Source organism: Roseinatronobacter monicus (assembly GCF_006716865.1).
Lineage (GTDB): Bacteria > Pseudomonadota > Alphaproteobacteria > Rhodobacterales > Rhodobacteraceae > Roseinatronobacter > Roseinatronobacter monicus.
Genome location: NZ_VFPT01000001.1, coordinates 138980 through 160816 on the forward strand (window position 1 = coordinate 138980; position 21837 = coordinate 160816).

Sequence of the window (21837 nt, forward strand, 5' to 3'; positions counted from 1 at the left end):
TAAGCTTCGGTTAAGGGCACCGTCATTCCACAAGGGAATTGCCGAAATTCCGCGCTCATTGCGCGGAATTCATGTCTTTCAGCAGGCGTCCGTGGCGGCGCACTTCGGTCAGGACATCGCCGAATGTGTGCAGCCCGCGTGATTTCAGCATGGGGATCAGTTTCAGGAACGCATCCGCCGTGGCGACAGTGTCGCCGATCGCCGTGTGGCGCGCTTCTTCGGGGATGGTAATGCCCAGCCGCGCGGTCAGCGCATCCAGAGAGTGCTGTTCCAGCTGGCCATAGACCACCGCAGACAGCAGCACAGTATCCAGCACCGGATGATCGAAACTTGCGCCGATATCCGTTTCATGGCGGCGCAGAAATTCCATGTCGAAGGGCGCATTATGGGCAATCAGAACCGCGCCGCGGGCGAAATCATGAAAGCGCTTGCCAGCCTCGGCCATTGTGGGCGCGCCCTTGACCATGTCTTCGGTAATGCCGTGCACCTCGGTCGAGCTTTGTGGGATCGTGCGCTTCGGGTCGACCAGCGTGTCGAACACTTCGCGCCGCACGCGCCTGCCATTGACCAGCCGCACAGCCGCAATCTGCACGATCTCATCGCTGGAGGGGGTCAGGCCCGTGGTTTCGGTGTCGAACACCACATAGGTCAGATCTTCGAGCCGGCTTTCCAGCACTTCGGCGTTGCGTTCCTTGGACAGCAGGTCGAAATCATAGACCACTTCGCGGTCAATCGGGGCGGGTCTGCGGGTTGCGCGGCGGGCATTGGGGATGGGGATGCGCACGGCGGACCAGCCATCCGCGCGGGTTTCGGTCCACGCTTCAGTCGCATGGGCATTGAGTACGGCGCGCGGGGTCAGGTCGGGCAGGTCGGCATCCAGCGGCTCTGACAGCCATGCGTCCAACTCTCCGACGGGCAGCGCATCGCCGCGCCACATCATGTCGATAACTGCGCCCGGCCCGTCTTCTTCGGCCAGTGACAGGCGGAAAGTGCGGCCATGGCCGGTTTTGGACAGTTTCTCGCCCAGCCAGCGGAAGAACAGCGCCAACTCGAACCCGTCACAGGTCAGCATCAGGTCAGGCCCTACGGTTTCAATCTCCAGCCCCAGCACGCTGAATTGTGCGCTGACACCGTCCATCAGGTCTTGGGCGCGGGTCTGGCCCATGGGCCGCCAGTCGCTGCGCCCTTCGTCATAGCGTTTGCCCAGATCGGTAATTGCGGCGGTCAGGGTATGCACCTCTGACAACAACGCGGCCATCAGGTCTTCGGCCTGCGCCATATCGGCATCTTCCGAGATGACGCCGATCACCGTTTGCAGATTGGCGGCGGGGCGGCGGACACTGTCAAACACCTCGTCCAGCAATGCCTCGCGCGCAGCGTGGGTGGCAAGGTCTGCGGTCACGTCGCGCAGCGTCAGAACAAAGCCGGGGCGCTGGATATTGTCGGTCCGGCGCAGCACGCGCATCCGCCCTGACAGCAGGCGGCCTGTTCCGGTGGTGGCGCAGATCAGGTCGGATGCCGCATCGGGGTCGTTGAGTTTGCTCAGGCGTTCATAGGCGTGACGCACGGGCCCTTCGCGCAGATAATCCAACAGGTTGCGGTCCAGTCCGGGGGCACCGCCCGCTTCCAGGATAGTGACGGCCTGACCGTTATAGAACACCAACTGGTAATCTGCGGTGCACAGCAAAACGGCGACCGGCACATCGGCCAGCAGCTTTTCCAGCCGTGCCTTTTCGGCGGACAGGCGCGAGGTTTCGCGCGCCACCGATTCCGCCAGCGCCGAGCGTGTCTGCGCCAGTGAGCGCGTTATCTCGGACGCGGCGGGGGCCAGATCGCCCAGATATTTCGCGCGGTCTTTTTCTGTGCCGATGTCGTCATTGACATCGCTATGGGCGCGGGTGCGGATCGCATTGGCAAGGCTGTCGATTGCGCGCGCAACATGGGTATCGAACAGATACCAGATGCCCGTGACCAGAAACACGATCAAAAAACCGCCGAAGATACCGGCCTGCAACATCGGCCCTGCCAGATCCGGTATGTCGGACCGCGACAGGACAAGCCAGCCGCCTGCCATCATCGCGCTCACTGCCCCAAAGGCCAGAAGCACGAAAAACAGCAAGATGCGTATGCGCAGGCTCAGGCGTTCAAGCATCTGCAATGCCTGCCTGTCGCACTTGATCAAGCTCTCCGGCAAGGATTTTGCGCACCTGTTCGCGCAACTCCTTCAGCTCAAACGGTTTCGAGATGAACCCGTCCGCCCCCATAGCCAACCCCTTGCGCCGCTCCATCGCTGATCCGCGCGCGGTCATCATCAGGATGCGCACTTCGCTACAGTCGGGGTCCGCGCGCACAGACTGGCAGATTTCATAGCCCGAAACCTCGGGCAGCATGACATCCAGCAGCACCAGATCTGGCTTGCGCTCGCGGATCAGCTCTATTGCGCCGGCACCGGTCGCAAGTCGGGTCTGGTTATAGCCTTCGCGCGTCAGCAGATAGTTGAGGGCAATGGCAATATTGTCCTCATCCTCCACGACGAGTATTTCAGCCTTCCTCGCCTTGTCCTCCATGTGCTCCTCCTTCACAGGCAACTCTTAAAAACGGGTCTTGCTGGCTGAGTTGATACCAGTCCGCATCGCGCGGCACGCCGTGCTCGTCCAGTTGCGTGCCTTCGGTCAGATCTGCCCGCAGGGCATTGGCGCAGTCGAACATAGACTGAAAACCCATGGTCAGCGCCCAGCGTTCCTGTAAAATCACACCGGTCAGAACCAGATCGGGGTTCTTGCTGTTGCGTTGGCTAATGCGATTATCGACGATAATCAACCGGTTCGTCAGCGGCGCTGCATATGTCCAGGGGCGCAACCAGGATTTATTCTGGTTCTTGCTTACGACGACGACATCATCGGGCAAGCCTGCCTCGTAGCGGTCGGCCCATGAGTATTCCAGATAGATGACCATAGCGAGCATACCAGCCGCGACGCCCATCGGCGTCAGCCATTCGGGCAGGCGCGACCGGCTCAATCGACGCAGGATCATGGCGGTTCCTCCGCCGCCAAACCCTGCCACGATTACGGCCAGAAATTCCATTAGCATGGGCTGTTATATCCTTTCAGCCAAGAGTACCGGCCAACTGACCGGCGGCGGATTGCATGGTGCGCACAACGACAAACGCGTCGCGCAGATGAGAGCGCTCGAAATCGGACAGGTCCGAGGGCGCAAGGAAATTGTCGGGCTTGCGGCCCATGCGCACAAGACTGGCCTGATTTTCAAGGCGCAAATCGGCGATCAGGTCATACGCCTCGATCAGATCGCGCGCGCCCGAAACAGAGATAATGCCCAACTCCTCTGCGGTCAGCAGACGTGTGCGGGTATTCGCAGCGGCGATGCGCCCGCGCAGGGCATAGACGCGGGCAAGGTCGGTCACAGGCACCACGCCACCCAGTTTCATATCGACATGGTTCTTATATTCGCCAGAGCGGATTGTCGCAAAGCCGCGCAACAGGCCAAGGGGCGGCGCATGTTTGACCGAGTTCGAGATCATATGCGCCACAAAGATCGAGTTTTTGGCGGCGGCGGCCAATGTCTCGTCCTGTAAATCCCGAAACAGGCTGACTTGCCCGCCGATGGGCCGCAGGTCGAACATGACCGAGGCCAGCATTTGCGCCTCTGGCGAGGGGGTGTTGATCCAGCCCTGAAAATAGCGCCGCCACGTCTTGACCGGCTGGCACCAGCGCGGATTGCTCGCCATCATGTCGCCGGGGCAGTAGTAATACCCCGCCGCATTCAGTCCATCTGAAACAAAGCGCGCCAGTTCGGCATAATAGGGCATGTCATCAGGCGTAACGCTGTCATCAATGATCATGCAATTGTCCTGATCGCTGACGCCTGTCTGTTCCTGCCGCCCTTGCGACCCGCAGGCCGCCCAAAGATAGGGCACAGGCGCGGGACCAAGTTTTTCCTCGGCCAGTTTCAGCAGCCGCCGCGTGACGGTGTCGGCAATGTCGGTAATCAGGCGGGTCACGACATCATGCGCATTATGCGCGCCGACCAGTTGCACCAGCAGTTGCGGGATGCGTTGGGTCACATGGGCCAGATCGGCATAGCTTTCGGCCACAGCGGCATCGCGCACCAACTGGCCAGAGCTGATGGCCTGAAAGCGGGTCAGATCGGTCTGGGTGATCATGCCCAGCAGCTTGCCCTCGCGCACCACGGGCAAATGCCCGATGCGGTGTTCCAGCATCATATGCAGAATATCGGACCCCAGCGATTGCGGCGACAGCGACAGCGGGTCAGGGGTCATCACCTCTGACAGGGGGGTGTCAATGGCGCGGCCCTCGGCCAGCACGCGGCCTGACAGGTCGCGGGTGGTGACAATGCCCACCAGCTTGTCCCCCTCGACCACGGGCACGCAGGAAATGCGATGCTCGCGCATCATTTTTGCGGCGTCCTGTGCACTGGTCTGGGGTGTGGCGCTGAAGGGTTTGCGCGCCATAAGGTCGGCAACTTTCAGCGTTGCCAGATCATTCTGCCGCCCCAGCTTGCCACTGGGGGCACCGCGGCTGAAAAACCGCTCGAATGCGGGGAAGTTTGCGATCAGGTGGCGCAACTCGCCACCGGGCAGGCAGAGCAAAACCGAATTGGTGGTGGCTGTTGCCGTTGTGACCGCGCGGCCCTCACGCAACAGCCCCCGTTCCCCGAAAGAGTTGCGCGGACTTAGGATCGAGACCAGCGCGCCATTGCCATCGGTCACTTCGACAGTGCCGGATTTGACCAGCCAGACACCGCTGACCGGCTCGCCCTCGGAATAGATGACAGTGCCAGAAGGCACTTCACTGCGGTCGAAGCAACTGGCGACACGCGCCAGCTCGTCCTGCGGCAGTGAGTCATACGGATGTACGCTTTGCAGAAATTCCAGAACCTTTTGGGTCGCAGCGGTCATGTCATGCTGTCCTGATTGCACCATCCGGGTTTTGGGCGGCCTGCCCCCGTAGCATGGGGACAGGCCAATGTCTTTGCGTCAGATCAGTGAGCGACAGCGTCGCCAGCACCTTTCGGGACGCGGATCGATTCTACCAGTTCCTCGATCTCTACAGGTACCGGCGCCGAAATTTTCATCACGATAAAGGCCGCGATGAAGTTCAGAGCCGCACCCACTGCGCCGAAGCTCAGCGGCGAGATGCCGAACAGCCAGTTTTCAGGCGTGTTGGGCAGCATGTTGGTGCCGGGGATGAAGAACCAGCCTAGATAGGTGAAGATATACAGAACTGTCGAGCCGAGGCCGACGATCATGCCTGTAATCGCACCAGTCGAGTTCATCTTCTTCGAGAAGATACCCATCATGATGGCCGGGAAGAGCGAGGACGCCGCCAAACCGAAGGCCAGTGCCACCGTCTGCGCAGCAAAGCCCGGCGGGTTGAGAGCCAACCAAGTTGCCAACGCAATCGCAAACGCCATCGATATTCGGGCGGCCAAGAGTTCGCCCTTTTCCGAGATGCCCGGATTGATCATAGACTTGATCAAGTCGTGGCTTACCGCAGACGAGATTGCCAGCAGCAGACCTGCCGCTGTAGACAGCGCCGCAGCCAGACCACCCGCCGCGATAAGGCCGATCACCCAACCTGGAAGATTGGCAATTTCAGGGTTGGCCAGAACAAGGATGTCGTTGTTGAACAACACCATTTCATTGCCTTCCCAGCCTTCGTCAATCGCACGCTGAGGTGGGTTCGCCTCATTGTAGTACTGGATCAGGCCGTCGCCGTTTTTGTCTTCAAACCGCAGCAGACCGGTGTTTTCCCAGTTCAGCATCCAGTCGGGCTTGTTGTCAAAGGCAAGCGGCTCGCCCTGCACCCCCTCGGGATACAGCGTGGTGATGATGTTCAGACGCGCCATTGCACCAACAGCCGGAGCGACGGTGTACAGCAGCGCGATGAAGACCAGCGCCCAACCAGCAGATGTCCGTGCATCAGCCACTTTCGGAACCGTGAAGAAGCGGATGATGACGTGGGGCAGACCGGCGGTACCGATCATCAGCGACAGGGTGAACAGCACCATGTTGAAGGTTGATCCGTGGTTGCCGGTATAGTCATTGAAGCCCAGCTCCATCAACACTTCGTTCAGTGTTTGCAACAAGGGCTGGCCGGTTTCAGTGTGGGTCGAGAACAGGCCAAGCTGTGGAAGCGGGTTGCCTGTCAGTTGCAGCGAGATGAAGACCGCCGGAATGGTGTAGGCGATGATCAGCACGACATATTGCGCAAGCTGCGTGTAGGTGATGCCCTTCATGCCGCCCAGAACCGCATAGGCAAACACAACTGCCGATGCGATGAACAGACCTGTGGTGCTGTCGACTTCCAGAAAGCGCGAAAATGCCACCGCAGCACCGGTCATCTGACCGATAACATAGGTGATCGACATGACCAGCAGCGAGATGACAGCCACCAGACGCGCGGTCTGGCTGTAGAAACGGTCACCGATGAAGTCAGGCACTGTGAAGCGGCCGAACTTGCGCAAGTAAGGCGCAAGCAGCAAAGCCAAAATGACATAGCCGCCGGTCCAGCCCATCAGGAAGGTCGAGTTGCCGTAACCGACAGCGGCAATAAGACCCGCCATCGAGATGAAGGAAGCCGCCGACATCCAGTCAGCCGCAGTCGCCGCACCGTTGACGATCGGGTTCACGCCCCGGCCAGCGGCATAGAAGTCAGATGTCGAGCCAGCGCGCGCCCAGATCGCAATCCCGATATAAAGTGCGAAAGAGCTGCCGACGAAGATAAGGTTGATTACAAATTGATCCATAACTCAGCCGCCCCTTACTCTTCCACGCCAAACTCGAGATCGAGTTTGTTCATGTACCAGCGATAATAAAAGACCAGCGCGATGAAGGTCAGCATGGACCCTTGCTGTGCGAACCAAAAGCCCAGATCGGTGCCCCCGATCGGGATGCCCGCAAGAAGCGGACGTAGAACGATGCCGAACCCGAAGGATACAAGCGCCCAGATCACCATGCAGATGGTGATGATGCGCACATTGGCCTTCCAGTAGGCGTCTGTCGATTTATCTGACATTGTGACGTCTCCCAGTTTCCTCCTGTGCCGCCCCATTGTGGGGCAAGCTTCCTCTCTTCTTCACTGTCCCCGTGCCTGAAGGCACATATTCAGTGTTTGCATACGCGCCGGTCTTTGACGCGCCTGCATTCATGCACCAGCTGGTGCTAACCGGTTGCCCGGATTCTTACGCTGTCACGTCCTCGACGATGGCCGACAGATCGCCCGCAATGCGGTCAATCTCGCCCATCGCATCGACGCGTTTCAGCGCGCCTTTTCCCTCGTAATACGTGATCAGCGGTGCTGTTTGCTCGTGGTAGGCGGCAAGCCGCGCGCCAACAGTTTCGGCGTTGTCATCTGCGCGGCGCTTGAACTCGGTGCTGCCGCATTTGTCACAGATACCCGCCACAGCGGGTTGCTTGAAGCTGTCGTGATAGCCTTCGCCACAGCCCCCGCAGGTGTAGCGGCCTGAAACCCGCTCGACCATTGCTGTATCATCCACCTCGAGCGAGATGGCCGCACCCAGACGCATGCCTTGCTCTTCCAGCAGCATGTCCAGTGCGGCCGCCTGTTTGGCGGTGCGCGGGAACCCGTCAAGGATTGCGCCCTTCTGGGTGTCTGGTTCGGCCATCCGGTCTTTCAGGATGGCCAGAACGATCTCGTCGCTGACCAGCCCGCCAGCGGCCATGACCGCTTGCGCCTGCTGGCCCGCCTCTGTGCCCGCAGCGACTGCTGCACGCAGCAGATCGCCGGTGGACAGTTGCACCAGCCCGAATTTATCTTCGAGCATGCGCGCTTGTGTGCCCTTGCCTGCCCCCGGAGGGCCAAGCAGGATCAGAACGGCGGTTTGTGTCATTGTCTCGCCCGTCCTTGTCATGCGCGGTTCATCCGGTGCTCGATCAGATCGTCCACCACAGCGGGTTCTGCCAAGGTCGAGATGTCGCCCAATGCGCCATAATCATTCTCGGCAATCTTGCGCAGAATACGGCGCATGATTTTGCCCGAACGGGTTTTCGGCAGGCCTGGCGACCATTGGATCAGGTCAGGGCTGGCAATCGGGCCAATTTCCTGACGCACCCATTTCACCAGTTCCTTGCGCAACTCCTCGGTCGGCTCGACCCCGTTCATCAATGTGACATAGGCGTAAATGCCCTGACCCTTGATATCATGCGGGTAGCCGACGACTGCGGCTTCGGCCACGGATTCATGTGCGACCAGCGCGGATTCCACCTCGGCGGTGCCCATGCGGTGGCCGGATACGTTGATGACGTCATCCACGCGGCCTGTGATCCAGTAATAGCCATCTTCATCACGTCGACAGCCATCGCCGGTGAAGTAATAGCCTTTGTACTGGCTGAAATACGCCTCTTCAAAGCGGGCATGATCGTCCCAGAGGGTGCGCATCTGCCCCGGCCAGCTGTCCTTGATGCACAGCACCCCTTCGGCAACTGTGCCGGTCTGCACTTCGGCGGTGGCGGCATCCAGAATCTCGGGCAGCACGCCAAAGAACGGCTTGGTGGCCGAGCCGGGCTTGTTCGGGATAGCGCCCGGCAGCGATGTGATCATATGCCCGCCGGTTTCCGTCTGCCAGAATGTATCGACAATCGGGCAACGGCCCTTGCCGACATGGGTGTTATACCAGTTCCAAGCCTCTGGGTTGATCGGCTCGCCGACCGAGCCAAGCAGCTTGAGCGAGGAAAGGTCGTGCTTTTCAACCCATTCTGTGCCCTGACCCATCAGCGCACGAATGGCGGTGGGGGCGGTGTAGAACTGGTTGACCTTGTGCTTGGCGCACACTTCCCAGAAGCGGCCCGCATCGGGGTAGGTTGGCACGCCTTCGAACATGACCGTCGTCGCGCCATTGGCCAACGGGCCATAGACGATATAGCTGTGACCTGTGACCCAGCCCACATCGGCGGTGCACCAGAAGACATCGCCATCATGGTAATCAAAGGTCATCTGCTGTGTCATGGACGCATAAACCAGATACCCGCCCGATGTATGCACAACGCCCTTAGGCTTGCCGGTGGAACCAGAGGTGTAGAGGATGAACAGCGGGTCTTCGGCACCGACTTCGGCCGGTGGGCAATCGGCGCTGGCGGCGGCCATTTCGGCGCGCACGTCAATATCGCGCCCGTCCACCCAAGTGGTCTGATCGCCCGTATGCTTGACCACAAGGCATTTCACTTTGTCCGAGCAATGCTGCAACGCCTTGTCGGTGTTGGTCTTCAGTGGTGTGCGGCGGCCACCGCGCGGCGCGCTGTCGGCGGTGATGACAGCTTTCGCGCCACTGCCATTGATCCGGTCGGCCAATGCGTCGGGCGAGAAGCCCGCGAAAACGATGGAATGAATGGCCCCGATCCGCGCACAGGCCAGCATAGCATAGGCGGCTTCGGGGATCATTGGCAGATACAGCACAACCCGGTCGCCTTTGCCCACGCCCTGCGCTTTCAGCACATTGGCCATGCGGCTGGTCTGGTCCAGAAGCTCGCGGTAGGTGATGTGCTGCGATGGTGTCTTTGGATCATCCGCTTCCCAGATGATCGCGGTCTGATCGCCGCGCGTGGCAATATGGCGGTCAATGCAATTCGCGGCCACGTTCAGCGTGCCATCCTCGAACCACTTAATATCTACCTTGCCAAGCTCGAAGGTGGTGTTCTTCACCTTGGTAAATGGCTTGATCCAGTCGATGCGCTTGCCATGCTCGGCCCAGAACGCTTCCGGATCGGAAATCGAGGCGGCGTACATTTTTTCGTACATGTCGCTGTCGACATGCGCTTTGGCAATGAAATCTTCGGATGCCGGGTAGATATCGGGCATGTGTGCTCCTCCGTTACGGGGTGAAAGGCCCGTTTGCCCCCGCCCCGATGAATTTGTGACGCAAAAGTGACGCTGCGTCATATTTCCCCGCGCCACCTATAACGCATTCGTCAAGAAATGTGTAACTTTTTTTAATCTAACAGTTTTTTTGTAAATTACTTCACAGGTGGCCGGTAAATTTAGTCAACTTGTTTTCGCTGCACTGCAGAGCGCGTGTAAAAACAGGGGGTTTGCAGATCGTGTGCTGAAATGAATTTGACTTGAAACTGGACCTGCGCGGCACTGACAGCTTTATGTGTCAGCGCAAACAGCTCACGAAATATTTGCAAAGTATGGCCCCCCCTAAGCGACAGAAACTGATTCGCATGGTTTCGTCAACTGTACAATTCAAATTGACAGATGGCCGCGCGGCGCCCTGTTTGCGCCGTAAGCTGACCTTGGGGCATGGGGGTGTAGGGGCGGTTGCTCGGGTTCTTGCCCCGAAGCGGGTGCAAGACCGCAACGGCGGCGCGCTGCGGACTTGAATCCGGCAGGCAGAGGGCGCACACTTGGCGTCAGAAAAATATGTGAGGGTGCGCAGCGTATGCCATTAGAAACACAGCACAGTGTGCCGCCTGAACAGGGTGGAAATGCTGGCTCTGGCACCCGAAAGGCGGCGGTTGATCGCTACCTGACCGAGCTGTTTTCCCAGATCGACGCAGCCCCCCTGCCGGACCTGCCATCGGTGCTGATCAGCGGGGCCGTGCGCTGTGGCAAGACAAAGGTCGCGCGGCGCGTGGCGCTTCGGGCGGGGTTTCACCACCTCAAGACCGACCAGATTCGCAACCGGACCTATCTGAACTGTTCCGAGAATGAGAAACGCCGCATTGCGAAATATGTCTATCATCGCATCCTGTTGCAGTTTCCCAAGGGCGTGCTGATCGAGGGGACAGGGATCATGGACGCGCCGTGCGAATTGCCGAAATGGGCAGATGCGCGCGGGATCGCGTTTTTTGCCATCGGCTATTCCTTTGACACGCCAGAGGCCAAGCACCGCGATTTGCTGGCATATCGCGCGGCACAAACCTGCTGGACGAAGAACAGCAAATCAGATGACGAGATGCTGCGCTTTGCCCGCCGCCTGATCCGGCGCAGCACCGAGATAAAGCGATATTGCGCGGCGCAGGGTCTGCCCTATTTCGATCTGGACTCTGCCCGGTTCGACGCCGAGCGCGACCGGATCATGCACCAGATCGAGGCGTCACTGCGCGCGCGTCACAAGCAACAGACGCGCCCCCGCCAGCAAGCGGGCATCTTGGCGCGTCTGCAATTCTGGCGCTAGACCGCGTTACAGCGGGCGGTCCACACGCACAGTGACAAGCGCGCGCCCCCGCGTTGCCTGCGGCCATCTGAGGCGCACCTCGTTATTGTTCACGCCTTCCTGCACGTTCACATAGGGCATGTCATAGCGAATGGCGTTGCTGCTGTCGCGCGGCGGGGTTTCCATGACGACCGATGATACCGTGCGCGCCCAGCCCCCAAACGGCAGCTTGTCGCCGGTGCTTATAGTCCAACTGTTCGCGTCCGTGTTCTGGTCATGCAGAATGATAGTCGGGCTTTCGGTCGGATAATCAATGCCGTTATAGGCGTTGTTCTGAAAGACCACATTGCGGAAACGGCCGAAATTGAGCGAAGCATAGGTCGTATCGACCTTGTCGGCGCGGTCTATGCGCGCGCCTGTGGTGCGAAAGACATTGCCCGACACCATCAACCCTTGCAGGAAATGCCCTGGCCCATAGGGTTTCATGACGATGAAGCTGAACCACGGGGCGACATCAATGGCGTAGAAGATATTGCCCTCGACCGTCAGCCCGCCAAAGGAAAACCCTGATGTGTGCTCTGGCTCTGCGTCATGCTCGTTCGTCAGTTCCAGAAAGCAATTGTCGATGTAATTGCCCGAAAAGGTGGTTTTCGCGTTCTTGTTCGTCAGCACAAGCCCCGCTTGCCGGATGCCCTGCGACTGGGTGTCGCCTGCAAAGAAATGATTGCCCGTGATGATGTGGCCAGACCCGTTCAGCACCCCGAAATGCGCCCAGAGCACGACCCTGTTATTGCGGATCTTGTTGTCATTGCCGTTGACGTTGAAGGCGATCACCGTGCGGTCCTGCGCATCCAGCGGCTGTTGCGAGCTGCGAAACTGGCAATGGTCGATCCACATGCCCTGACAGCCCAGCCCGATCGAGGTGATGGCCCGATCGCGGGGGCGGTCGAAATCGCAATTCATAAACCGCATAATACGCCCGTCTTCGGGCAGCATCACCGCCGAGCAGCGCCCCCGACAGCGCATCTCAAGATTGTGCATCTCGAAATTGCGCAAACCGGAAAAGCCAGAGAAATCCAGCATATACTGGTACCGCTCGAACGTGAATTGCTGCGTGCCAGAGCCGCCATGCAACGGCTGGCTGAGGGTGACGCGGCTGCCGCCGATGCTGCGCGCGCGCACATAGACTTCGCGGCCCACACCAACCCCACTCACCCGCGCGCCCACCGGCACACCGGCGACATTGCTGATATCACTCAGCCGCGTCGCGTTCGAGATGTTGTAACTGGCCGTGCGGGTAACGGTCTGGGTGTCCCATTGCGCGCTTTCTGCGGCATCAAGCTGGCCGTTTGCAATAATGCGGCGGGACGAGGTGTTGTCATATCCGGCCAGCGCAAAGACATCGACCGGCGCTGACAGCAGAATGCGTCGCCCCATCAGATCGAATGTCACATGCTGGTTGGTATGAAACAGCGCCTGCACTCCCTTGCGAAAGCCCGCTTCGTCATTGCCAAAGGCCGCCGCATAGCTGGGGAAGTCGAAATTCCGGTGTAGGATCAGAACCGCCGTGTCGGGCATGGTCAGCGTGCCGCGAAATTCAACCGGGATCGGGATCGTCAGGTCCGCGCCAATAGCATAGGCCCCTTCGGGGACCAGCAGCGACCGCGCGCCTGCTGCCGCAATCGCGGCGGCAAAAGCGAGGCGGTCATCATGTGTGCCATTGCCGACCGCCCCGAAATCGCGCACATCGACAACGCCCAGAATGTCGGTTGTATAGAGGCTGGTGACATCCTCGATAATGATGTCGTCTATGCGCACAACGCCGCCCGTTGGCCCTGTCAGATCAAGACCGAAATGAGCGAATGCGACAGATACAGGCCAGACCATATCGACGCCGGGCCGCGCACCGGTGCCGACAATGGCCGAAATCTCGACGATATCGCCATATTGCGTCAGGGTGGTAACCGGCCCGTTGGTCGTCAGGCCACCAACCTGCGTGCCTGCGGCAGTGCCCGCCCATGCCGCAACCGAGATGTCGGGCAAAACGCCGCTCAGCGCTTTGACGCGGGCACGGATGCGCAGATAACTGCCCGGCATGATCGGCACTTCCCCCATCCAGCGCAGGCGGGTCGTGGCAAAGAGTTTCTGGATTTCCAGACAGCCGCCGAAATCGGGGTCGCTCGGCACGAAGGCCGCGAATGCGGCGGTGTCATAGGTGTTGGTGCCCGGACGCCCTGTTGTCTGCGACCAGACATCAAGTCCGGCGGAAAAAGGTGGCGGCATCAGCGCCACACCCTGAGTCACGGCCATGTTCATGAAGGAAATCCTCTTGTCATTCGATCCAAGCAAAGCGGATGACCCCACAGCGCCGCGCGTTGCGGCCTGAGCTGCGGGTCAGCCGGATCAGACAAGATTTACAAAAGAGCCGTTAAACCCCGATAAGCTGAGCGTGCGCTGCGCTTATGCACCAACCTCAGGCGCGCGCAGCAGTTGCACGCCATTGATCTGCCAGCCGTCGTCGGTTTCGATCATCTGATAGCCCAGCATATGCAGCCGCCCGCCCTGATCGCGGATCATCACGCGCTGCACCACGCCCGCGCCCATGGCTTGCTGGCCCAGCATTGTCACTTCTGCGGGGCGGTGGACCATTGGATAGCCGTCGATCACCATTTGCCCGAACCGCTCGGGCGACCCGAACAGGCGCTTGATAGTGGGGCTGGCATAGCTGAAAGCGGCGTCGAAATCATCGGCCATAAAGGCTGTGATCTGATCGTTAATGATATCTTCGACCGGGTTGTCCTGCGCATGGGCGGCACTGCCGACACTGCCGACACATAGGGACAGGATCAGGGCAAGAAGGGTTTGGCGCATTGTCACAACTCCTTTTGTGACATTACGCGCAAAACCGCAAACCAGATCACTCAGCCGCGCAGGGTGCTATGGGCGAAGCGGGCAGGGGTCAGCGCCCCAACTCTCCCGCCAGTGCCTTGTCGATCAACGCCACAGTTTCCGCGACGCCATAAAGCGCTATGAAACTGCCCCAGCGCGGCCCTTGGGAGGAGCCGAGCAGCACTTCATACAGCACCTTGAACCAGTCGCGCAGCGAATCGAACCCATGCGCCTTGCCAGTGTCGCGCACAACCGACATGAACAATTCCTCGTTCAGGCTGTCGAACTGGTCGGCATAGGCTGGCGGCACCTGCCCCGATGCCGCAATCGCGCGCAGGTCGGTGGCCAGTACTTTAATCGCTGTGCGCTCTGCGTCTGTTGGCGCGCGGAAGGACAGGCTGGGGGCCACGAAATCGTGGAAATAACGCACGGCAAACCCCGCCGCCTGATCTAGGTCAGGGTGCGTTTCCGGGGCGGCTTCTGGCGCATATTGACGGATGAAGCCCCAAAGGGCGGCCTTGTCCTGTGCCCGCGCGACCGAGGCGAGGTTCAGCAACAGCGAAAAGCTGACCACCATGCCGGATGCGGGCGGCTGGCCGCCGTGTATGTGCCAGACGGGGTTGGCGAGTTGTTGCTCGACCGTCTGGTCGGGATAGGCGCGCAATTGCTGGTGGTATTCATCCACCGCTTTCGGGATCACATCCCATGACAGGCGCTTGGCGGTGCGCGGCTTGAGGAACATGTAATAGGACAGCGATTCCGTGCTGGCATAGGTCAGCCATGCGTCAATCGTCAGGCCATTGCCCTTGGACTTGCTGATCTTCTCGCCCGACTCGTCAAGGAACAACTCATAGACGTAATGCTCGGGCTTGCGCCCGCCCAGAATCTCGCAAATCCGATCATAGATCGGGGTGTTGGTGGAATGATCCTTGCCATACATCTCAAAATCGACATCGAGTGCGGCCCAGCGTGCGCCGAAATCGGGCTTCCATTGCAGTTTTACGTTGCCGCCGGTGACAGGCAGCGTCCATTCGCGCCCGTCCTCGTCGTCAAAGGTGATCTCGCCCTTTTCGCCGTCGACATGCTTCATCGGCACATAGAGCACGCGGCCCGTTTCCGGGTGAATCGGCAGAAATATCGAATAGGTTTGCTGACGCTCTTCGCGCAGGCTTTTCAGCATGACGGCCATCACCTCGTCATAACGCGCAGCCGCGCGCAGCAGCACCTCGTCAAACTGGCCGGACTTATAGAACTCGGTCGCGCTGATGAATTCATACTCGAACCCGAACGTGTCCAGAAACCGGCGCAGCATGGCATTGTTGTGGTGGCCGTAGCTTTCATGCGTGCCATACGGGTCGGGCACCGAAGTCAGCGGCTTTTGCAGATGCTCGCGCAGCGCAACGGGGTCGGGGACATTTTCGGGCACTTTGCGCATACCGTCCACATCATCCGAGAAACAGATCAGCCGCGTCGGGATGTCGCTGATCGCTTCAAACGCGCGGCGGATCATGGTCGTACGCGCCACCTCGCCAAAGGTGCCGATATGCGGCAAGCCGGAGGGGCCATAGCCGGTTTCAAACAGCACATAGCCCTTTTCGGGGGTTTTGCCCTTGTAGCGCGCAACCAGTTTACGGGCCTCTTCAAATGGCCAGGCTTTCGATGTATTAGCAGCGTCGCGCATCAGGGACATGGCGTAGTCACTTCTCTGTGGGGGGCGGATATCAGCCCCGCTTCCTATTGCCCCTATGCCTGCCCGTCAATAATCTATGCTTCTTTTAGCCATTAAAGGACAGAACATGCCCCCCGTGCCGCACCCGCTTTCCCCTCAGGATAGTCTAGTTGCCGTGATGATAGCGGTTTCAGCGGCTGATCTGCATATTCACACGGCAGAACTGGTCGCAATTCAGGCGCTGGTCAATCATTTGCCGATTTTTGCGGAATATGATGCCGACCGCATCAAGACTGTGGCGCAGACCGTGTTTGATCTGTTCGAGGAAGATGACGGGCTGGATGCACTGTTCGGGCTGGTTCGTGAAAGCCTGCCAGAAAAGCTGTTTGAAACCGCCTATGCACTGGCCTGCGATGTGGCGGCGGCGGATGGCAAGATGGCACAGACGGAATTGCGCCTGCTGGAAGAGATCCGGTTTGAGCTGGGAATTGACCGGCTGCACGCCGCCGCAATCGAGCGCGGCGCGCGCGCGCGGCATATGCAGCTTTGATTTTCGGGTGCAGATCAGCCTTGCCAGCCCGGCTTTGACGCGCGATAGCAGGATAAAAGGCAACAAGGTCGTATCATGGCGATGTCGTCTGATCTGCAATTAAGGTATTGGGGTGCGGCCGCGCTGGCGTTTGCCGCAGTGCTTTGGGTGCTGGGCGATATGCTTTTGCCCTTTGTGACGGGCGCTGCGATTGCCTATTTCCTGAACCCGCTGGTCACGAAACTGACCCGCGTCGGCGCACCGCGGGCGCTGGCGGTTGCCATTCTGATGCTGACAGCCATTGGCCTGATCGTGTTGGCGGGGTTGCTGGTTATTCCGGTGGTCATTTCGCAGGCGGTCCAGTTCAGCGCGACGGTGCCGGACCTGCTGGCGCGCCTTCAGGAATTTCTCAGCGCGCGGTTTCCCAATCTGAGCGGTCTGGAAGACACGCTGCAAACCTCGCTTGCCACGATGGGCGAGGCGATCCGTGACCGTGGCGCAGAGCTGGCGCAGGGGGTGTGGCGCTCGGTCTCGGGGTTGGTCAGCGCGCTGATTTTTCTGGTCATCACGCCTGTCGTGGCCTTTTACCTGCTGCTGGACTGGCCGCGCGTGCTGAAGGGGGCGGATGATTTGCTGCCGCGCCAACATGCGCCTGTGATCCGTGATCTGGCAGGCCAGATCGACCGCTCGATTGCGGGGTTTGTGCGCGGGCAGGTGACGGTCTGCCTGATCCTTGCGGTCTATTATGCGACAGCGCTGGGGCTTGTGGGGCTGCAATTCGGGCTGGCGATTGGGGTGACTGCGGGGCTGATTTCCTTTGTGCCCTATATCGGCGCGATCCTTGGCGGGGTGCTGGCCATTGGGGTTGCGCTGTGGCAGTTCTGGGACACGCCCAGCAGCATCGCGATTGTTGTGGTGATCTTTGTGATCGGGCAAATCTTGGAAGGCAACATTCTGGTGCCGCGCATTGTCGGGCATTCGGTGCGCCTGCATCCGGTCTGGTTGCTGTTCGCAATCTCCTCGTTCGGGATGCTGTTCGGATTCACTGGAATGCTGATTGCTGTGCCGCTGGCGGCCTCGGTCGGGGTGCTGGTGCGCTTTGGTCTGGCGCAGTATCAGGCCAGCAGCCTGTATCGCGCGCCGCAAGCTGACCCACCGCCACATAACGACATGCACCCCTGATGCCCCGTCCGACACAGATACATATGCCGCTTGATCTGCCCGCGCGCCATTCGCGCGACAGCTTCGTCGCGGCCCCGTGCAATGCGCGCGCGCTGGCGATGCTGGACCTGCCCGAATGGCCAGCGGGCAAGCTGGTTCTGAGCGGGCCGGAAGGGTCGGGCAAGACCCATCTGCTGCAAATCTGGGCCGATGAGGCGGGCGCAGAGTTGATGCAGGGTGACATGCTGGCGCGCGCCGACGTGTCCGCGCTGGCGCGCAGTGGTGCCGTTGCGATTGATGATGCAGCGCGCGTGGCAGACAGTGCAGATGCGCAAACGGAGCTGTTTCACCTGCATAACCTGCTGGCCGAGCAGGGGGGGCGATTGCTGCTGGCCGCGCGGATGCCGGTGCGCGATTGGGGTGTGCGGCTGCCTGATCTGGCCTCGCGGTTGCAGGCCAGCACACATGTCAGCTTGGCCCCGCCGGATGACACGCTGCTGGCCGCTGTGTTGACCAAGCTGTTCGCGGATCGTCAGGTGCGGATTCCAGACAATCTGATCCCCTTCCTGCTGCCCCGGATGGAGCGGTCGCTTGCAGGCGCGCAGGCGATTGTCGGGCTGTTGGATGCCGAAGCGCTGGCGCGGAAAAAGCCCATTTCACGCAATCTTGCAGCCGATGTCATGCAATCGTCATTCGATCTCGATTAAATGATTTGCGGGGATTCCGGCTTGTGTCGTGACAGGCGCGCTCTTAAGCTGTGACAATCCCTTTTCGGTATCGGAGGTTGCCTTGTCGCGTTGGATTTCAGCACTGTTCTGTTTTGCCCTGTCTGTGCTTGCCCTGTCGGTGGCAGCATCCGAAACGCGCGTTATTTCCGGGCAGATCACGGTGCTGGAACGTATGGCCCTGCCCGATGATACAGTGTTGCTGCTGGATATTGGCAATGCACAGGACGAAACTCTCGTACAGTCGCGGGAATTGACGGATGGGGGCCAAACCCCGTTTCCATTCGCCCTTGAAGCGCCGGTAGGTACGCCGCTGGTGCTGCGCGTCGGTCTGCGCGCGATGGACGATGTTATCTGGCTGAGCGAGCCTGTCAGCATCGAGGCGGGGACGGACCCGCTTGATCTGGGGCCGTTGCGCGCGGCGCGCATTCCCTCGATGGGTTTTGCCGCAGTTCTGTCTTGCGGCAATCAGCTTGTCGAGATCGGCTTCATGCCGGAATCCGTGCGTATCCGGTTGAATGAACAGGTTATCACGCTGCAACCGGATGTCTCGGCGTCGGGTGCGTTGTATGTGGATGCTGAAAATGCTGCGACCTCGATCCAGATGAAGGGCACATCTGCGCTGCTGCGCATTGATGGATCAGAACTGTCCGAATGCAGCCTGATCCGCCCGGAAGACGACATTACCCAAGGGGTCTGGAATATCAGTGGGATCGAAGGGCGCGCCACGCTGTTTCCGTCGCGCACTGAGTTAGTCTTCTACCCCGATGGCCGGATGAGCGCATCGGTCGGGTGCAACCGGTTGATCGGGGGCTATCGCCGTCACGGGGGCATCTTGTCATTTGGCAGGCTCGCAACCACGATGATGGCCTGTTCTGATGGTGTTGGCGAACAAGAGCGGCACTTTAACGAGGTCTTGCCGAAGGTCGACCAATTTGTCCTTGATGCAGAGGGGGGGCGCCTCACCCTCTATGCCGCCGGATCGCCTGTTTTGCGGGCGCGGCGATGACGGGGTCGTATATCCCTTGCCAGATTAAACCTTTGTTCACCTTATTCTGAAAAACAAACTCCGGTAGTAAGCCCCGCCATGCCAGACCAGCCAATGATTGCACAATCTGATGCGCCCGGTGTCCTGAACGCGGGCAGCACGCGGTCGGCAGATTTCCTGAATGCCCCATTCCCCGAGGCGCTTGACCTGCCGGGTTTTGATCCCAATGGGTCCGAGCGGTTTTTTAACCGCGAGTTGTCGTGGCTGGCGTTTAACTGGCGCGTGCTGGAAGAAGCCATGAACCCGCGCGTGCCATTGTTGGAGCGGGTGCGCTTTTTGTCGATTTCGGCCACCAATCTGGATGAATTTTACACAGTGCGCGTGGCAGGTCTGCGTGAATTGGCGCGTGCGGGCAGTGTCTCGCCTTCGGATGACGGGCGCAGCCCGGCGGAACAACTGGTCCTGATCCATGAAGATGCGCGGCGGCTGATGGATTACCAGCAGGAAATCTGGTCAGTCCTGCGCCCCATGCTGGCCGAGGCGGGTATAGTCATCCTGTCGCATCTGGACCTGACCGATGACGACCGGGCGTTTCTGAACGACCATTTTATGCAAAATGTGTTTCCTGTGCTGTCACCGCTGGCGATTGATCCAGCGCATCCCTTTCCCTTTATCCCGAATGCGGGGTTTTCGCTGGCGCTGGAATTGCAGGACAAGCGCGGGCGCAAACTGGATGCGCTGGTGCCCATTCCCAGCCAGATCGACCGCTTCATACGCGTCAGCTCCAACCCTATCCGCCTGTTGCCGATGGAAGAGCTTATTCTGGCCGAAATGGGCAGCCTGTTTCCCGGCTATAAGCTGTTGGGCTCTTGCGCGTTTTCGGTGTTGCGCGACAGTGATCTGGAAGTCGAGGAAGAGGCCGAAGACCTTGTGCGCGAATTTGAAGTCGCGCTGAAGCGGCGCAGGCGCGGTGAAGTGGTGCGCATGAAAGTGTCGGCCGGGGCACCGCCAGACCTGCGCGAAGTGGTGATGGAAGAATTGCGCGTGCCCGAAGCCGATGTGATCGAGGTGGACGGGATCATGGGGATCTCGACCCTAAAGGAACTGGTGCTGGATGAGCGCGCGGACTTGCTTTGGCCCAGTTTCACACCGCGCGTGCCCGAACGCGTGCAGGACCATGACGGCGATATGTTCGCCGCGATCCGCCAGAAAGATATGCTGCTGCACCACCCCTATGAGACGTTTGACATGGTGGTGCGCTTTCTCGAACAGGCCGCGCGTGACCCTGATGTGCTGGCCATTCGCCAGACACTCTATCGCACCTCGCGCGACAGCCCGATCGTGGCGGCCCTGTGCGAGGCGGCAGAGGCCGGCAAATCCGTCACCGCACTGGTCGAGTTGAAGGCCCGCTTTGACGAGGCCGCCAATATCCGCCAGTCGCGCCGTTTGGAACGTGCAGGCGCGCATGTGGTTTACGGTTTTGTGAACTACAAGACCCATGCCAAGATCAGCACGGTTGTGCGCCGCGAAGGTGACCGGCTGGTGACCTATACGCATTGGGGCACAGGCAACTACCACCCCATCACCGCGCGCATCTATACGGACCTGTCGCTGTTCACCTGCGATGCCGCCCTTGGGCGCGATGCGACGCGGGTGTTCAACTACGTGTCCGGCTATGCAGAGCCGGACCGCCTAGAGAACCTTGCCATCTCGCCCCTATCGCTGAAAACGCGGCTGTTGGAGATGATCGGCCACGAGGCAGAGAATGCCCGCAATGGCCGACCTGCGGAAATCTGGGCCAAGATGAATTCGATCATCGACCCCGATGTGATTGACGCACTCTATGCGGCGTCGCAAGCGGGGGTGAAGATCAGCCTTGTTGTGCGTGGCATCTGTGGCATCCGGCCCGGCATTCGTGGCCTGTCCGAAAATATCCGCATCAAATCCGTGGTGGGCCGGTTTCTGGAGCATTCGCGCATCGTGTGTTTCGGCAATGGCGCGGCGCTGCCGTCGGATCAGGAACGGGTGTTCATCAGTTCCGCCGACTGGATGGGCCGAAATCTGGTGCGGCGGGTGGAAACGCTGATTGAAATCCTGAACCCGACCGTCAAGGCCCAGATCGTGGGCCAGATCATGGCGGCCAATCTTGCCGATGAGGCCCAAAGCTGGATCATCCAGCCCGAAGGCCCTGCCCTGCGCACCCTGCCTGCCGAAGGGGATGAGCGGCGTTTATTCAATTGTCACCGGTTTTTCATGGAAAACCCGTCCCTTTCGGGGCGTGGTTCGGCAGGGGCGCATGATGTGCCCGAATTGACCCACACCCATGACTGACAGCGCGCCACGTGCCTGCGTCGGCGGGGCGGGCTGGCAATCTTTGCCGATGCCGACAGAAAAATGTTGAATACCGCACATCCTTGCGCTACGCGATCAGGTGATGGTGCCCGACATCTTTCGGGAGAATAGGGAAACCGGTGCAGAGACGCTCTCTTATTCCGGTGCTGCCCCCGCAACTGTAAGCGGTGTATCCCCCTGCATGCCACTGGGCCAGATGGTCCGGGAAGGCGGGAAGATACAACCAACCGCAAGCCAGGAGACCTGCCATCATAACCGAAACACCAACTCGGGCGGGGCGTCCGGAGGAGGGCATATGACGATTGCGCACCCCTGCGTAAGGCGCAGAGGCCAAGCCTCTTTCCCTGCTGTAACCAGCAGGGGCCGAAAT

17 protein-coding genes and 1 riboswitch are annotated in these 21837 nt (G+C 59.9%); of the genes, 6 read left to right on the forward strand and 11 right to left on the reverse strand.

All coding sequences use genetic code 11. The features are described from left to right. Positions 1-55 precede the first annotated feature (55 nt). From BD293_RS00545 to acs, 8 genes are all read right to left on the reverse strand, one after another. Positions 56-2152 (reverse strand): 3'-5' exonuclease, encoded by a 2097-nt coding sequence (locus BD293_RS00545; protein WP_142079330.1) that lies wholly within the window; start codon positions 2150-2152, stop codon positions 56-58. Continuing rightward, positions 2145-2567, reverse strand: coding sequence for a response regulator transcription factor (locus tag BD293_RS00550; protein WP_142079331.1), 423 nt, complete (start codon positions 2565-2567; stop codon positions 2145-2147). The genes BD293_RS00545 and BD293_RS00550 overlap by 8 nt, the downstream gene beginning before the upstream one ends. After that, the gene (locus tag BD293_RS00555) at positions 2542-3090 is read right to left on the reverse strand and encodes a hypothetical protein (RefSeq protein ID WP_142079332.1); all 549 of its coding nucleotides are present in this window, start codon (positions 3088-3090) and stop codon (positions 2542-2544) included. The genes BD293_RS00550 and BD293_RS00555 overlap by 26 nt, the downstream gene beginning before the upstream one ends. A 16-nt stretch (positions 3091-3106) precedes the next feature. Beyond that, positions 3107-4936, reverse strand: coding sequence for a DUF294 nucleotidyltransferase-like domain-containing protein (locus tag BD293_RS00560; RefSeq protein ID WP_142079333.1), 1830 nt, complete (start codon positions 4934-4936; stop codon positions 3107-3109). Positions 4937-5019: 83 nt separating this feature from the next. Beyond that, positions 5020-6786 (reverse strand): sodium:solute symporter family protein, encoded by a 1767-nt coding sequence (locus BD293_RS00565; protein ID WP_142079334.1) that lies wholly within the window; start codon positions 6784-6786, stop codon positions 5020-5022. Between the two features lie 14 nt (positions 6787-6800). Continuing rightward, the gene (locus BD293_RS00570; protein ID WP_142079335.1) at positions 6801-7055 is read right to left on the reverse strand and encodes a DUF4212 domain-containing protein; all 255 of its coding nucleotides are present in this window, start codon (positions 7053-7055) and stop codon (positions 6801-6803) included. Between the two features lie 166 nt (positions 7056-7221). After that, positions 7222-7890: an adenylate kinase gene (locus tag BD293_RS00575; RefSeq protein WP_142079336.1), complete on the reverse strand. Its 669-nt coding sequence runs from the start codon at positions 7888-7890 to the stop codon at positions 7222-7224. 17 nt (positions 7891-7907) lie between these two features. Further along, entirely contained in the window at positions 7908-9854 is a 1947-nt protein-coding gene (acs, locus tag BD293_RS00580) for an acetate--CoA ligase (RefSeq protein WP_142079337.1), read from the reverse strand. Between the two features lie 583 nt (positions 9855-10437). On the opposite strand from acs, the gene BD293_RS00585 reads away from it, so the two are divergent. Continuing rightward, positions 10438-11175, forward strand: a complete 738-nt coding sequence (locus BD293_RS00585; protein WP_142079338.1) for a hypothetical protein — start codon at positions 10438-10440, stop codon at positions 11173-11175. A 6-nt stretch (positions 11176-11181) separates the two neighbouring features. Here the strand turns inward: BD293_RS00585 and BD293_RS00590 are convergent, their stop codons facing one another. From BD293_RS00590 to BD293_RS00600, 3 genes are all read right to left on the reverse strand, one after another. Then, entirely contained in the window at positions 11182-13470 is a 2289-nt protein-coding gene (locus BD293_RS00590; RefSeq protein WP_142079339.1) for a glycosyl hydrolase family 28-related protein, read from the reverse strand. 144 nt (positions 13471-13614) lie between these two features. Then, positions 13615-14025 (reverse strand): DUF4864 domain-containing protein, encoded by a 411-nt coding sequence (locus tag BD293_RS00595; RefSeq protein WP_142079340.1) that lies wholly within the window; start codon positions 14023-14025, stop codon positions 13615-13617. 88 nt (positions 14026-14113) lie between these two features. After that, positions 14114-15733, reverse strand: a complete 1620-nt coding sequence (locus tag BD293_RS00600; RefSeq protein ID WP_142079341.1) for a lysine--tRNA ligase — start codon at positions 15731-15733, stop codon at positions 14114-14116. Between the two features lie 106 nt (positions 15734-15839). Here BD293_RS00600 and BD293_RS00605 point away from each other — a divergent pair, with 106 nt between their 5' ends. The 5 genes from BD293_RS00605 to BD293_RS00625 all read left to right on the forward strand — a co-directional run bounded on the left by BD293_RS00605 (position 15840) and on the right by BD293_RS00625 (position 21446). Continuing rightward, a complete protein-coding gene (locus tag BD293_RS00605; protein WP_142079342.1) occupies positions 15840-16262 on the forward strand; it encodes a tellurite resistance TerB family protein in 423 nt (140 codons plus the stop codon). A 75-nt stretch (positions 16263-16337) separates the two neighbouring features. Next, positions 16338-17423, forward strand: a complete 1086-nt coding sequence (locus tag BD293_RS00610; RefSeq protein ID WP_142079343.1) for an AI-2E family transporter — start codon at positions 16338-16340, stop codon at positions 17421-17423. Continuing rightward, positions 17423-18109: a P-loop NTPase family protein gene (locus tag BD293_RS00615; RefSeq protein WP_246086167.1), complete on the forward strand. Its 687-nt coding sequence runs from the start codon at positions 17423-17425 to the stop codon at positions 18107-18109. Before BD293_RS00610 ends, BD293_RS00615 begins: the two co-directional genes overlap by 1 nt. 82 nt (positions 18110-18191) lie before the next feature. Further along, complete coding sequence (locus BD293_RS00620) at positions 18192-19136, forward strand: META domain-containing protein (RefSeq protein ID WP_142079344.1); 945 nt, start codon at positions 18192-18194, stop codon at positions 19134-19136. Between the two features lie 93 nt (positions 19137-19229). Continuing rightward, entirely contained in the window at positions 19230-21446 is a 2217-nt protein-coding gene (locus BD293_RS00625; RefSeq protein ID WP_142084179.1) for an RNA degradosome polyphosphate kinase, read from the forward strand. A gap of 87 nt (positions 21447-21533) precedes the next feature. Beyond that, a riboswitch (cobalamin riboswitch) is annotated at positions 21534-21732 on the forward strand. Positions 21733-21837 lie beyond the last annotated feature (105 nt).

Excerpts from the sequence above, each read along its gene's own strand:
- BD293_RS00600 (WP_142079341.1), bottom strand. The coding sequence starts at position 15,733 with ATGTCCCTGATGCGCGACGCTGCTAATACATCGAAAGCCTGGCCATTT.
- BD293_RS00555 (WP_142079332.1), bottom strand. The coding sequence starts at position 3,090 with ATGCTAATGGAATTTCTGGCCGTAATCGTGGCAGGGTTTGGCGGCGGA.
- BD293_RS00585 (WP_142079338.1), top strand. The coding sequence starts at position 10,438 with ATGCCATTAGAAACACAGCACAGTGTGCCGCCTGAACAGGGTGGAAAT.
- BD293_RS00610 (WP_142079343.1), top strand. The coding sequence starts at position 16,338 with ATGGCGATGTCGTCTGATCTGCAATTAAGGTATTGGGGTGCGGCCGCG.
- BD293_RS00550 (WP_142079331.1), bottom strand. The coding sequence starts at position 2,567 with ATGGAGGACAAGGCGAGGAAGGCTGAAATACTCGTCGTGGAGGATGAG.
- BD293_RS00595 (WP_142079340.1), bottom strand. The coding sequence starts at position 14,025 with ATGCGCCAAACCCTTCTTGCCCTGATCCTGTCCCTATGTGTCGGCAGT.
- BD293_RS00545 (WP_142079330.1), bottom strand. The coding sequence starts at position 2,152 with ATGCTTGAACGCCTGAGCCTGCGCATACGCATCTTGCTGTTTTTCGTG.
- BD293_RS00625 (WP_142084179.1), top strand. The coding sequence starts at position 19,230 with ATGATTGCACAATCTGATGCGCCCGGTGTCCTGAACGCGGGCAGCACG.
- BD293_RS00560 (WP_142079333.1), bottom strand. The coding sequence starts at position 4,936 with ATGACCGCTGCGACCCAAAAGGTTCTGGAATTTCTGCAAAGCGTACAT.
- acs (WP_142079337.1), bottom strand. The coding sequence starts at position 9,854 with ATGCCCGATATCTACCCGGCATCCGAAGATTTCATTGCCAAAGCGCAT.
- BD293_RS00570 (WP_142079335.1), bottom strand. The coding sequence starts at position 7,055 with ATGTCAGATAAATCGACAGACGCCTACTGGAAGGCCAATGTGCGCATC.
- BD293_RS00615 (WP_246086167.1), top strand. The coding sequence starts at position 17,423 with ATGCCCCGTCCGACACAGATACATATGCCGCTTGATCTGCCCGCGCGC.
- BD293_RS00590 (WP_142079339.1), bottom strand. The coding sequence starts at position 13,470 with ATGAACATGGCCGTGACTCAGGGTGTGGCGCTGATGCCGCCACCTTTT.
- BD293_RS00605 (WP_142079342.1), top strand. The coding sequence starts at position 15,840 with ATGCCCCCCGTGCCGCACCCGCTTTCCCCTCAGGATAGTCTAGTTGCC.
- BD293_RS00565 (WP_142079334.1), bottom strand. The coding sequence starts at position 6,786 with ATGGATCAATTTGTAATCAACCTTATCTTCGTCGGCAGCTCTTTCGCA.
- BD293_RS00575 (WP_142079336.1), bottom strand. The coding sequence starts at position 7,890 with ATGACACAAACCGCCGTTCTGATCCTGCTTGGCCCTCCGGGGGCAGGC.